The sequence below is a fragment of the Rhizobium sp. P40RR-XXII genome (genome assembly GCF_012641405.1).
GTDB lineage: Bacteria > Pseudomonadota > Alphaproteobacteria > Rhizobiales > Rhizobiaceae > Rhizobium.
This window is the reverse complement of record NZ_JABAII010000007.1, coordinates 216,675-228,758: the sequence shown is the minus strand read 5'-3', so window position 1 is coordinate 228,758 and position 12,084 is coordinate 216,675. Positions and strand designations below refer to the sequence as shown.

Here is a 12,084-nt window from a genome sequence, read left to right as displayed (position 1 = left end):
GATGACCCGCTGGTCCCGCTTCAACATCGTCTCCGTTACGCTCGGCCTTGCCTTCCTCTACCTGCCGATCCTGCTGCTGGTCATCTATTCCTTCAACAGCTCCAGGCTGGTCACCGTCTGGGGCGGTTTCTCGACGCAATGGTACGTGCACCTCTTTAGCAACGACACCATGCTGAATGCCGCCTGGCTGACGGTGCGCATCGCACTGCTCTCGGCAACCATTGCCACCGTGCTCGGCACCTTTGCGGCCATCACGCTGGTGCGCTACACGCGTTTCCGCGGGCGCATCCTGTTCTCGGGGATGATCTATGCGCCGCTTGTCATGCCAGACGTCATCACCGGCCTGTCGCTGCTGCTGCTCTTCGTCACCTCTGGCGTCGATCGCGGCTTCTGGACGATCGTTATGGCGCACACGACGTTGACCATGTGCTTCGTCGCCGTCGTCGTGCAGTCGCGCCTGCTGACTTTCGATCGATCGATCGAGGAGGCGGCGCTGGATCTGGGCGCGCCGCCGGTACGCACCTTTTTCGAAGTGACGCTGCCGATCATCGCGCCAGCCGTCTTTTCCGGCTGGGTACTGGCCCTGACGCTGTCGCTCGACGATCTGGTGATCGCGACCTTCGCATCCGGCGCCGGCGCCAAGACGCTGCCGATGTTGATCTACAGCCAGGTCAAGCTTGGGGTTACGCCCGAGATCAACGCCATCTGCACCATCCTGATCGGTGTCGTCGCCATCGGCGTCATCTGCGCCTCCATCGTCACCAAGCGCCGCGAAGTGCAGCGTCAGAGGGATGAGCAGGCGGCAGCCGCGGCCTGAGACGCGGCGATCGGAAAACCAAGCCCGGAGAGATTACTGCTGCTGTGGCTGTGCCGGCTTCTGCAGCAGCGTCGCGACCGGCGACACGACCGGATTTGGCCAGCTGCCCCCGATGAAGAAAGGCAGCATCGGTAACTCGTCCGCATCGGAGGGTGATGTCGCCTCGATCGCGCCCGAAAGCGCCAGGCCATTGGTACGGAAGGGAACGATACCGTTGAAGGTAATCGTTTCGTTGCGTCCGGCAATCGAGGCATTCTTCACTTCGGCGGATCCCTTCGCAAAGCTTGCGTCGATATTGATGCTGTCGAAGTCGAAGGATGCGTCGGCGATATCGCTCATCCGGAAAAAGGCTTTTTCCGTTGCAAGCGTCCGGAAGTCGGAGATGTCGAATTCGCGGAACGTGCCCGCCGTCGAACTGAAGTGCAGCGTGCCGGCCACATCGCTGAGCGTCGCGACCCAGATCGGCTTGGAGGTGCTGAGCGACAGATCCAGCGAGCCCGACGACGGCATCGGCAGCGGACCTATCAGCTTCAGGCGGGTGAAGAGACCGCCGAAATCCGCGTTTCGGATTGAAATCTGCAATTTGCCGCCGCCGTCGAAGTCTCCAGGGGCGACCTCCAGATGCGCGGTCAGCGAACCGTTCTCGAAGCCGCTGTCGCCGATATCGAACTTCGCCTTTCCGCCCGCCACCAGCAGGCTGGCGCCGATATTTTCGAACTGGAAGGGACCGAGTGCCGCCTTGTTCGACGACAGGCGCATGTCGAGGTCGAGCCGCTGCAGCGGATTACCGTTCAGGATCGCATCGATGGCGGTCTCGGCGGCAAGGCGCATGGAGAAGGCGGCCAGGAACGGATTGAGGTTCATCTGGTCGAAGGCGAGCGTGCCGGAGATCTTTGGCTTGCCTGCCGTCGTATAGTTCAGATCCATGATGCCGGACGCCGTGGAATCATTGACCTTGAAACTGAGATTGTTGAAGCGCAGGCCTTTTTCGACCGCCGCAATATCGGCGCTGAGCGAAACGTTCTTGAGGGCATCGGCCGCCGGCAGACGTTGCCCGCTCCAAGCTAGGAAAGAGGGCACGTTCGGGACGCTGAGCTCCAGATTGCCCGCAAAGGCTGAAAAGTCGGATAGGCTGGTGACGCCGGAATAAGTCCAGCTGATCGGCGCCGAGGTGAAGCTCGTCCTGGCATCGACATTCTTGCCGGCAAAGAACAGCAGCGGCTGCGCCGAATCGAAATTGAGCTTGATGTCCTGGCCGTTGAAGCGCGCGAGGATGACGGCGGCCATCGCCTGCGAGAGCCGCGGCCATGAAATATCGGCGTTGACGCCATTCAGCCGGTAGATGTTGCCACTGCGCTCATCGGTCATTTCGACGCTGCCGTCCTCGATGGTCAGCATGCCGATGGCTGCATCCTGGTCCTTCCGCATCGATATGCCTTGGCCGGAGGAGGCTCCGGCCTGCTCGATCGCCTTGGAAAGACGGCCTTCATTCGTCCAGTCGATCAGGCCGTTATCGTCGCGGCGGATATAGAGGATCGGGCGCAGGAAATGAAATTCATGAAAGCGCGCATGGCCGCGAATGGCCGACCAGAGCGAGAAATCCGCAGAAAGACTGTCGACATGACCCAGAACCTTGCCGTTCCGCGTCGGCTCGCGGATGGTCACGCCATTGAGCGTGACGCGCGCCGTCGGCCAGAATTCCAGTGTCGGATCTCCTTCGATCTGGGCGCGGTATCCCGTCCAATCCGACAGCGCCTTCTCGATGCCGGAGCGCACCAGACCGCTGGAAATCAGGAAAGGCGCGGTCGCTCTGAAGACAGCGAACACAATGAGAATCGTGAGAAGAATGATACCGGTCGTGCGGACGACGGCAGGCAGCCAGCGTGATGCCGATCGCATCGTCAACCACCATTTATTGTTTTTCGAAGCTCTCATGATCCCGTGGAGACTCGCGAACTGATAGGGATGATCTGCCTGCGTTTGCCGGATATAGGAAATGTTTGCCGGATGCAAACATCACACACTGGCAATACCCACAGCACCGTGATTTTATAATGCGCTGCAGCATCGCTATATAGAGCGAAAAGCGGGAGAGAGAAATATGCAGGATCAGCAGCCGCTCTGGACGCCGTCGGAGGAGTTTCGTCGCCAGAGCCCAATGTTTACCTTCATGGAACAATGCAACCGGCGTTTTGGCCTTTCGATGTCGGATTTTGCTGGGCTTCACGCCTGGTCCATTGCCGAGCGTGAGAGCTTCTGGACCGAGGTCTGGGATTTTTGCGGCTTGAAGGGCAAGCGCGGGGAGAGGGCGCTGATCAACGGCGACCTCATGCTCGAGGCGCGCTTCTTTCCCGATGCCGAGCTGAATTTCGCCGAAAACCTGCTGTCGAAGAGCGGCGAGGGCGATGCGCTGGTGTTCTGGGGAGAGGACAGGGTGCGCGATCGCTGGTCGTGGGATCGGCTGGCCGCGATGGTATCGCGCCTGCAGCAGGCCTATCGCGCCCATGGTATCGGCAAGGGGGATCGCGTCGCGGCCATGATGCCGAATATGCCGGAGACCATCGCCTGCATGCTGGCGGCCGCATCGATCGGCGCCATCTGGTCCTCCTGTTCTCCGGATTTCGGCGAGCAGGGCGTCATGGATCGTTTCGGCCAGATCGAGCCGAAGCTCTTCGTCGCCTGCAGCGGCTATTGGTATGGCGGCAAACTGCAGGACGTCACCGCGAAGGTGAGCGCGATCGCGCAGCGCCTGAATGCGCCCACCGTCATCGTGCCCTATGCCGGCAATGCCGCTGCGGTCGTCGCGGCCACCCCGAATGCGCAAACTCTTGATGATCTGGTCGCGCCCTTCGCGGCGAAATCAGTCGAGTTCGAGCCGGTATCCTTCTCCCATCCGCTGTTCATCCTGTTTTCCTCCGGCACGACGGGCGTTCCGAAATGCATCGTGCATTCCACCGGCGGCGCGCTGCTGCAGCTGATCAAGGAGCATCGCCTGCATTGCGGTGTCGTTCCGCGCGAAAAGGTTTTCTACTTCACCACCTGCGGCTGGATGATGTGGAACTGGCTGGTGACGGGCCTTGCCGCGGGCGCGACCCTGTGCCTCTACGACGGATCGCCCTTCGCGCCTGATGGCAACATTCTGTTCAATTATGCGCAGGAAGAGAAATTCGCGGTCTTCGGCACTTCGGCCAAATATATCGACGCCGTCCACAAGAGCGGCCTGACGCCGAAGACCTCGCACGACCTTTCGAGCCTGAGGCTGATGACCTCCACCGGCTCGCCGCTGTCACCCGAGGGTTTTTCCTTCGTCTATGAAGGGATCAAGGACGATATTCAGCTGGCCTCGATTTCCGGCGGCACCGATATCGTCTCGTGCTTCGTGCTCGGCAATCCGCTGCAGCCCGTCTGGCGCGGCGAGATCCAGGGAGCGGGTCTCGGCCTGGCCGTCGATGTCTGGAACGACGAAGGCAAGCCGGTGCGTGGCGAGAAGGGCGAACTCGTCTGCACCAAGGCCTTTCCCTCCATGCCCGTCATGTTCTGGAACGATCCGGAGCGCGCCAAATATCGTGCGGCCTATTTCGAGCGCTTCGACAATATCTGGTGTCACGGCGATTTCGCCGAATGGACCGTTCATGGCGGCCTCATCATCCACGGCCGCTCGGATGCGACGCTCAATCCCGGCGGCGTGCGCATCGGCACCGCCGAGATCTACAATCAGGTCGAGCAGATCCCCGAGGTTCTGGAAGCGCTCTGCATCGGTCAGGATTGGGACGACGATGTCCGCGTCGTGCTCTTCGTCCGTCTTGCCGCCGGCGTTTCCCTGACCGAGGATCTCGTCAAGGCGATGAAGACCCGCATCCGCACGGGCGCCTCGCCGCGTCACGTACCTGCCAAGATCATCGCCGTTGCGGATATTCCGCGCACGAAATCCGGCAAGATCGTCGAGCTTGCGGTGCGCGAAGTGGTGCATGGCCGGCCTGTCAAGAACAAGGAGGCGCTCGCCAATCCGGAGGCGCTGGATCTCTTTGCAGGGCTGGAAGAACTCAAAAGCTGAGGCGGTCCTTAAAACTGAGGGGCAAACGATGACCCTCCTTTGGTAACCTCGCGTTAAGAAAGCTTGGTCAAAGGTAAAGGCCAACTTGAGACCGTTCGCATGAGCTGGAGCGGATTGGAGCTGCCCTTGGCTCCCGAGACATGAAGTTCACCGACTCGAGCTTGCTTTAGACAGCATCAACTTCAAAGGCAGCGCGATTCGCTGCCTTTTTTTCGTTTCACCGCGCACGAAAGCGCGTCCGCTCTGTACATCGGCTTGCCGAAGAAGTATGTGCACGCCTGAAGAAGAGGTTCGCGACGTGCGAGCCACGATGATCGCCGCCTGATGGCGCGCGAAGAATTCCGAAAGACAGATGATGACTGAATTCGAAGGCATCGCTCCTGCGATTGCCCAGGCTTTGGCGAAGCGCGGGTATGAAACGCTGACGCCCGTGCAAAAGGCCATGCTCGATCCGGGCCTGGCCGGCAAGGATGCGCTTGTCTCGGCCCAGACCGGCTCGGGCAAGACGGTTGCCTTCGGCCTGGCGCTGGCGCCCGGCCTGCTTGATGGCGCGGAACGTTTCGGCCGCGCCGGCGCGCCGCTGGCGCTGGCGATTGCACCGACCCGCGAACTGGCACTGCAGGTGCAGCGCGAGCTGGAATGGCTCTATGGGCTGACGGGCGCCACGATCGCCTCCTGCGTCGGCGGCATGGACATGCGCACCGAAAGGCGGACGCTGGAGCGCGGTGCCCATATCGTCGTCGGCACCCCCGGTCGCCTCTGCGATCACATCCGCCGCAACTCACTCGACATATCCGAACTGCGCGCCGTCGTGCTCGACGAAGCCGACGAGATGCTCGATCTCGGTTTCCGCGAGGATCTGGAGTTCATTCTGGAAGCCGCGCCGTCCGAGCGCCGCACCCTGATGTTTTCCGCAACCGTGCCACGTTCGATCGCCAAGCTTGCCGAAAACTACCAGCGCGATGCCGTTCGCATCGCCACCGCCTCCGAAGCCAAGCAGCATGTCGATATCGACTATCGTGCGCTGACCGTGGTTCCGAGCGACAGGGAAAACGCCATCATCAACGTGCTGCGCTATTATGAAGCGCGCAACGCCATCGTCTTCTGCTCGACGCGCGCCGCCGTCAATCACCTGACGGCGCGGTTCAACAATCGCGGGTTTTCGGTCGTCGCGCTCTCGGGCGAACTCAGCCAGAACGAGCGCACGCACGCCCTGCAGGCCATGCGCGACGGCCGCGCCCGCGTCTGCATTGCCACCGACGTTGCCGCCCGCGGTATCGACCTGCCGGGCCTGGAGTTGGTCATTCACGCCGATCTGCCGACCAATCCGGACACGTTGCTGCATCGTAGCGGCCGTACGGGCCGCGCCGGCAACAAGGGCGTCAGCGCCCTCATCGTACCGCTGAGCGCCCGCCGTCGCACCGAACGCCTGCTGGAAGCCGCCCGCATCCGCGCCACCTGGGCAAAGCCGCCGTCGGCTGACGAAGTAAGCCAGCGTGACGATGAGCGTCTTCTCGCCGATCCGGTCTTTACCGCCGCGCTTGCCGAAGACGAGCAGTCGATCGTGCAGCAATTGCTGGAGCGCCATGGCGCCGAGCAGGTCGCCGCCGCATTCCTGCGGCAATATCGGGCCGGCCACTCCGCACCCGAGGACCTACAGGATGTGCCCGCCGAAGGCGAGGGCAGGAAGCCCCGCCGCGACGATTTCCCGGTCACGCCTCGCGATGACGGCCCTTCCGCGGGACGGAACGACTTTATTGATGGTCTCTGGGTATCGCTCTCCGTGGGACGCAAGCAGAATGCCGAGCCGCGCTGGCTGATCCCCATGCTTTGCCGCAACGGCAATCTGACCAAGCGCGATATCGGCGCGATCAAGATGCAGCCCGAGGAAACCTTCGTCGAGCTTTCGCTCGAAGGTGGGGAGCGCTTCCTCTCCGCCATCGGCCCGGACAAGACCCTCGAGCGCGGCATCCGCGTCAAGCAGCTCGCCAGCATGCCGGATTTCCAGGCCAAGCGCGAAGGCGGCTTTGCAAAGAAGAAACCCTTCGCCGACAAGGGCGGGCGTTCGAACGACGGCCCCAAGCCGAAGTGGAAGTCCGATCGCAAGCCCGAGCGGGCGCAGACGGGGGAGGGCAGTGTTTCCGAACGCTCCGACAAGAAGCCCTGGGCGAAAAAGCCCGGCAAGCCAGGTTTCGCTAAGAATGACGGCGGCCCGCCAGCAGGCAAACCGAATTCGAGGTCCAAGCGCAAGGCTGCGCGAACTCAGGGAGATTAATTTCTGTCACTGGGCTCAAGGGGGCGGCAGCCCCCTTGTCGCCATCTCCGCATCTTCCGGCAAGAGGAGACCGGTATTCCGGGCACCGCTACTCGAAGAAGATCAAGCTCGATGGCGATGGTGGTAATGGCTTTACCCTCACGTTTTGAAAACCGGCACGCCTAGCCATCTCGGCTAGATCCTTCTGCGTGTAGGCTTCACCTCTTGGCGTGCTGGCCAGCATTTCCCACGAGAAAGCGGCTGGGAAGGGTGGCGAGACGAGATCGTCGTTCGGCACGAAGTCCACAGCAACCACCTTGCCGCCCGCGCTCAGGCTTGCCCGGCTCTTCGCAAGCAATCCGGCGCAGGTTTCCAGGTCGAAGTGATGCAGGAAATTCGGCAGCAGGATAAGATCATAGTCCGTGCCCCAGTCGACTTCGAATGCGCTGCCGGGAATGACTTTGTAGCGTTCAGCGACGCCAAATTGCCGCGCATTATGTTCGGCCAATTCCAGAACGGAGCCCCAATCGACCGCAACGACCTCGGCCGAAGGAAAAGTCTTCGCCATCTCGATCCCGAAACGCCCATGGCCTGCGGCGATATCAAGTATCTTCCTTGGCTGCATGGGCAAGTTGGCCATTTCGGCGGCGAGGCTGATCGCACTGCCGCCCGTGAACGAGCCCATGCCGCGAGCAAATTTCACCCACACCGGATTGTCCGGAGACATGTTTGCCAATCCAATGGATCCGCCGTTGCGGACATAGGAAGTCGGATCATCCAGGATCTGCTTGAGGATTTCCGGTGCGGCCAGGAATTCGATGGCCGCACCCATATAGGCTGGCGAACGCCGGTCGAGGAAGGTTCGGCTGGATGGGGTCAGAGCATATTGATCGCCTGCTTTCGTGAGAAAGCCGTTCACAACGAGATAGTCGCACAGAATGCGCACGCCTCGTTCGGCTGCATTTGTTGCGGCTGCCAAGGATGCTGCATTGCTGCCGTCACCAATCAAGGTAAAAAGATCGAGTTCTATAGCGGCTACGATGGCGGCCGTCTTTCGGCACGCAAACATCGCATCGACCACTAGATTGGGCGAAACTTCGCCCACGCCTGCTTCTACCGCCGCCGATGACATTGGATCCCCCTTTATATGTCCGACGACCGACCGGAATAGTCGGTCGCATCGATGAATTATCTCACAAAAGGCGACCGAGTTTAAGTTTGTCATCGCTAATACTGACGCGATACATCGGATATTCCCGGCTGGCAGTGCGGGCGAAGTCATGCGTCAGCGGTGGCGGCGCTTGGTTGCCCCTGCCTGATGGCGCAAATGCAGAACAGCATCGAGGCCGTCAGGATATGGATGCAGAGACTTTCAAGCAGATGATTATCCATGGGGTTGCGATCACCCCACGAGGTTACGGCTGAAGAATCGCGTCCTGGAACCCGAGCCAACGAAGGACGCGCCATGCCGTCATTCGGCGCCATGTCAGCGATAACGGCGGCTGTGGTCGGCGTCGTTCTCAATCTCGCGATTTGGTTTGGGCTCCGTGGACGGTTGATGTGCCCGCTGCCCTCGCTTTCATTGCCCTCACTGGTGCTGACCTTGCTTGCCGCCATCGCCATCTTTCGCCTGAAGATGTCGGTGATATCGACCTTATTGGCATCTGCCGCTTTGGGCGTTGGCTGGACCGTCTTCGTTTCCTAACGGTAGAGGCATTCGCGGCGTCAGCCACGCGACGTTAGCAACACGCCCACCAGCGTCACCGCCAGTCCCACGAACATCGCCGTCGTCAAGGGTTCCGAAAACAAGGCCCAGGCCCAAAGCATGGTCACCGGCGGGCTGAGATAGATGGCCGCGCTGACCTGCGCCACCGGAAAGAGACGCAGACTGGTGTAATAGACCGAATAGGCGGTGAAGGTTGCAATCAGCACCAGCCATACCATGCCGATCGCGAAGCCGCGCGTCATCGGCGGTGCCATATCGCCCTGCATCATCGCGCAGATGCCGAACAGCACCGAGGCCGTCAGCGTATGGATGCAGAGGCTTTGGTGAACGGGCATATGCCCCATGCGCCGCCGCTTGTGCAGGACCGATGCGAAGGCGAAGACCAGCATCGACCCCACAGTCAACCCATAGGCCCAAATGGGAGCCGCGCCGAAGTTGAGGCTGTCCAGCGATACGATCAACACGCCCGCCACCGCGATCGCCGTCCCGAGCCATTGGCGTCCGCTCAGCCGCTCCCCGAGGACCGGTTGGGAGAGAGCCGCAATCGCCAGCGGCAGGAGGTCGGAGATCAGCGCCACCAGCCCCGTCGGCACCCGCTGTTCGATCGCGAGCGCAAAGCCGCCGAGATAGAGGAAGACCGACATCACGCCGAACAGCATCTGTTCCGCTATCCCACGCAGCCGCAGCCGCGGACCGATCGCCAGGGCAAAAGGCAGCAGGATCAAACCGGATAGAAGCGTGCGCCAGAACAGGACCAGCATGACGCTGGCCTCCTGACTGGCATAGCGAATGCCGACGAAGCCGGAACTCCAGCTGACGATCAGGAGTGCCGCCATTAACGGCCAAAGGAAACGGCGTTCGTTTGGCGCGGGGCGGGATAGGCTTTGGTCCGTCATGAAGATCTCGATCGAATGTCTTTCGCGGCCCCAGCCATAGGTGAGTGCTGGCTCAATGGCACATGACAAATATCGATCATGACATGACTTTTCAGTCTTAGAGATCATGGATATTTGCCAGATGTCGCCGAAGCATGCATTCTCTCCGCAAGATTATCTCCGGGCCACGTTCGCCATGACCGAATTAACCAGCCGACGTTTGGAAATCGATGCTCTGCGCGCGCTATGGGCGATCCGCCATCACGGCGGCATCACCCGCGCGGCAGAAGCTTTGGGCCTGTCGCAATCCGCCGTCAGCCACAAGATCAAGCGGCTTGAGACGAGCCTCGATTGCGATCTCTTGAGCCGTAAGCCCGGGGCGGCGATGTTCACCGCAGCCGGGGAGGACCTGCTCGATTATGCCGGGCGTATCCTCGGTCTGCATGACGAGGCGCTCTTGAGCCTGTCGAAGACATCGCTTGCCGGCCGCGTCGCTCTCGGCCTCACCGAGGATACGACCTGCACCGACCTTGCCCGCATCTTGGGTCGTTTCCGCCGCCTGCATCCGAATGTCTCCGTGCGCACCAAGGTTCGCATGAGCTTGGTTCTTCGGGGGATGCTGGAGCGGGGGGAGCTCGACGCCGCCATCATACAGGTTTTCGCCCATGAGGTCCGCCCGACCGACGTTGTTCTCTTTCGCGAGCAGCTGCATTGGGTCAAGCATCCGGACCTGTCCCTGCCGCCGGACGGCCCAATCCCCTTCCTCTCTTTCGATGATGAATGCTTCTATCGCCGATGGGCGCTCGATATCGGGCAGGATGGCGGTGTGGTCCTGGAAACCGCCTTCGAATGTGCGAGTGCTGTGGGGATCATCGCGGCCGTGAACTCGGGCTTGGGCGTGGCGCTTCTGAACGGCCGTCACCTGCAGCCCGATATGGAGATCCTCACCAAAGGCCTGCCGACGCCACCTGCCTTGGCCTATGTGGTGCGCCGTGGCCGCAAGGTGCGAAATCCCGCTCTCGATAGCCTCGTGGCGGAGATCGAGAGCGAGATCAGCCGTTACGGGGGGCTGGCTCTGGCGAGTTGATCGGTCGTTAACGCTCGACAGGCGCAAGTTCTCCAGATCGTGCTTGGAGTGAGGACCAGCGGCAGTTGCAATAGTGCCTGTTCCGCCGCAGACTGTTGATGCCGTGATCGTCCCTTCTGTCGGAACCTAGCATGGTCAATCTTGTCTTTTATAGTGACCAGATAATCCCTGAGAACAGAAGAGTAGACCTCAAGCTTCTGTCAATGATGGCAACTCTCAAATTGGGGAAACGGATCGGATACATTCCATCTGGCCTTGAACCTGACCGACGCTTTTTTAACGAGCGCAGGCAATATTATGATGCCCACGGTTTGGAGATGTCGCTGTTTTATGATCCTGAGGGAGCGAGCGCTGTTGAAGAGAGAGAAGCGCTTTTCGCGTGCGATGGCATTCATCTGACGGGCGGTCGTACTGCTGGATATCTGCAGCGACTGCGGCGAAGCGAGATGCTTCCGCTTCTAAGGGATTGGGCGCTCGGCGGCGGCGTTTTGATCGGCACCAGCGCCGGCGCCATTCTCATGACGCCGACGATTGCTACCGACGCTTTGTTCACAGGCGAAATGCCGGAAGCTCTGAGCAAGGAAACTGCACTCGACCTCGTGCCATTCGAATTCTTTCCCCACCTGAACGAAAAGCCAAGCTATCTCAACGAGCTCATCCGCTACAGCAAGTTCACGAGCCGACCAATTTTAGCGTGCAACGATGGGGATGGTATTGTCGTTTCGAACGGACGGGCGGATAGTATTGGGAAACCTGTTTGGATTGCAGACGGCGAAGTTAGGCACGCAAACGACATCACTCTCGAGGGGCTGGTTCTTTCGCACAACTCCTGACGCACTTTAGGTAAAGTAAGCCATGCTGACCGGCTCATGTCATTGCGGCAAGACGGGCTGGACGCTCGAGGGAGATCCAGGTTCGATCACCGCCTGCAACTGCACTCTCTGCCGGCGTTACGGCACGCTGTGGGCCTATGACTACGAAGGAGAGCGGGTCTCCGTCACTGGCCACACGGCCTCCTATACCCGCGCCGGCAAGGACAAACCTTCCCTTGAAATACTGTTCTGTCCATCCTGCGCCTGCGTCGTGAGCTGGCGCGGCCTACGGCTGCAAAAGGATGGCCGCCGGCGCATGGCCGTCAACGTTCGGCTGGCGCCGCCGGATCTTGTCGCTGACCTGCCTATCGATCATTTCGACGGCCTGGACACATTCGAAGACCTTCCTTCCGACGGCCGATGTGTGCGCGATCTCTGGTTTTGACGGCGAGCCGAAGT

9 protein-coding genes and 1 pseudogene are annotated in these 12,084 nt (G+C 60.8%); 7 read left to right on the top strand and 3 right to left on the bottom strand.

Going from position 1 to position 12,084, the window contains the following annotated elements; genetic code table 11:
• The first annotated feature begins 1 nt into the window (after window position 1).
• Window positions 2–817 (top strand): ABC transporter permease subunit, encoded by an 816-nt coding sequence (locus HGP16_RS15845; RefSeq protein WP_168840971.1) that lies wholly within the window; start codon window positions 2–4, stop codon window positions 815–817.
• 33 nt (window positions 818–850) lie between these two features.
• On the opposite strand, the gene HGP16_RS15840 is transcribed toward HGP16_RS15845, so the two are convergent.
• Entirely contained in the window at window positions 851–2,752 is a 1,902-nt protein-coding gene (locus HGP16_RS15840; RefSeq protein WP_168840970.1) for an AsmA-like C-terminal region-containing protein, read from the bottom strand.
• A gap of 166 nt (window positions 2,753–2,918) precedes the next feature.
• Between HGP16_RS15840 and HGP16_RS15835 the strand changes: the two genes are divergently transcribed.
• Both HGP16_RS15835 and HGP16_RS15830 read left to right on the top strand, forming a co-directional pair.
• Window positions 2,919–4,871, top strand: a complete 1,953-nt coding sequence (locus HGP16_RS15835) for an acetoacetate--CoA ligase (RefSeq protein WP_168840969.1) — start codon at window positions 2,919–2,921, stop codon at window positions 4,869–4,871.
• Between the two features lie 355 nt (window positions 4,872–5,226).
• Window positions 5,227–7,146, top strand: a complete 1,920-nt coding sequence (locus tag HGP16_RS15830) for a DEAD/DEAH box helicase (protein ID WP_168841111.1) — start codon at window positions 5,227–5,229, stop codon at window positions 7,144–7,146.
• Between the two features lie 88 nt (window positions 7,147–7,234).
• On the opposite strand, the gene HGP16_RS15825 is transcribed toward HGP16_RS15830, so the two are convergent.
• Window positions 7,235–8,257: an SAM-dependent methyltransferase gene (locus tag HGP16_RS15825; RefSeq protein WP_168841110.1), complete on the bottom strand. Its 1,023-nt coding sequence runs from the start codon at window positions 8,255–8,257 to the stop codon at window positions 7,235–7,237.
• A gap of 345 nt (window positions 8,258–8,602) precedes the next feature.
• Between HGP16_RS15825 and HGP16_RS15820 the strand changes: the two are divergent.
• A pseudogene (locus HGP16_RS15820) lies at window positions 8,603–8,830 on the top strand (chromate transporter); the annotation flags it as partial.
• A 20-nt stretch (window positions 8,831–8,850) separates the two neighbouring features.
• On the opposite strand, the gene HGP16_RS15815 reads toward HGP16_RS15820, so the two are convergent.
• Window positions 8,851–9,747: a DMT family transporter gene (locus HGP16_RS15815; protein ID WP_168840968.1), complete on the bottom strand. Its 897-nt coding sequence runs from the start codon at window positions 9,745–9,747 to the stop codon at window positions 8,851–8,853.
• Window positions 9,748–9,922: 175 nt separating this feature from the next.
• On the opposite strand from HGP16_RS15815, the gene HGP16_RS15810 reads away from it, so the two are divergent.
• From HGP16_RS15810 to HGP16_RS15800, 3 genes are all read left to right on the top strand, one after another.
• The gene (locus HGP16_RS15810; protein WP_168840967.1) at window positions 9,923–10,813 is read left to right on the top strand and encodes a LysR family transcriptional regulator; all 891 of its coding nucleotides are present in this window, start codon (window positions 9,923–9,925) and stop codon (window positions 10,811–10,813) included.
• Window positions 10,814–10,944: 131 nt separating this feature from the next.
• On the top strand, window positions 10,945–11,646 hold the full coding sequence (locus HGP16_RS15805) for a Type 1 glutamine amidotransferase-like domain-containing protein (protein ID WP_168840966.1): 702 nt from the start codon (window positions 10,945–10,947) through the stop codon (window positions 11,644–11,646).
• Window positions 11,647–11,668: 22 nt separating this feature from the next.
• Complete coding sequence (locus tag HGP16_RS15800; RefSeq protein WP_168840965.1) at window positions 11,669–12,070, top strand: GFA family protein; 402 nt, start codon at window positions 11,669–11,671, stop codon at window positions 12,068–12,070.
• Window positions 12,071–12,084: the final 14 nt, after the last annotated feature.